The sequence below is a fragment of the Streptomyces rugosispiralis genome (assembly GCF_024505145.1).
Classification (GTDB): Bacteria; Actinomycetota; Actinomycetes; order Streptomycetales; family Streptomycetaceae; genus Streptomyces; species Streptomyces rugosispiralis.
In genome coordinates this window covers 1-871 of record NZ_JANIAA010000184.1, presented here as the reverse complement: position 1 = coordinate 871, position 871 = coordinate 1, and the positions used below count along the sequence as shown (strand labels likewise).

Sequence of the window (871 nt, the reverse complement as noted above, 5' to 3'; positions counted from 1 at the left end):
CCCATGACCGCCACCCGCAGCGGCACCTCCATGCCCTCCAGACCGGCCGTCACCTGGTCCGCGAGCTTGTACACATCCACCTGCGCCCGGCCGCACGACGGACACGAGACGATCTCCAGCCGCCGCTGCCGCAGATTCAGCGACTCCAGGATCTGGATACCGACCTTGACCTCCTCCGCCGGAGGCGCCGACAGCGACACCCGGATCGTGTCCCCGATCCCCTCACTCAACAGCGCACCAAAAGCCACCGCCGACTTGATCGTCCCCTGGAACGCCGGACCCGCCTCCGTCACACCCAGATGCAGCGGATAGTCACACTGCGCCGCCAGCTGACGGTAGGCGTTCACCATCACCACCGGATCGTTGTGCTTCACCGAGATCTTGATATCCCGGAAACCGTGCTCCTCGAACAGCGAGCACTCCCACAACGCCGACTCCACCAACGCCTCCGGCGTGGCCTTGCCGTACTTCTCCAGCAACCGCTTGTCCAGCGACCCCGCGTTCACCCCGATACGAATCGGCACACCCGCGTCCGACGCCGCCCTCGCGATCTCCTTCACCTTGTCGTCGAACTGCCGGATGTTCCCCGGATTCACCCGCACCGCCGCACACCCGGCATCAATCGCCGCGAACACATACTTCGGCTGGAAGTGAATATCGGCGATCACCGGGATCTGCGACTTCTTCGCGATCACCGGCAACGCCTCCGCGTCATCCTGCGACGGACACGCCACCCGCACGATCTGGCACCCCGACGCCGTCAGCTCCGCGATCTGCTGCAGCGTCGCACCGATGTCCGCCGTCACCGTCGTCGTCATCGACTGCACCGAGACCGGCGCGTCACCACCCACGGCCACCGACCCGACCTGGA

General features: G+C 66.0%; 1 protein-coding gene. It reads right to left on the bottom strand.

Annotated features, from left to right (window positions below):
* Nucleotides 1–871: flavodoxin-dependent (E)-4-hydroxy-3-methylbut-2-enyl-diphosphate synthase (gene ispG / locus NP777_RS46960; RefSeq protein WP_256656335.1), on the bottom strand; the 871-nt coding region annotated here is incomplete at both ends.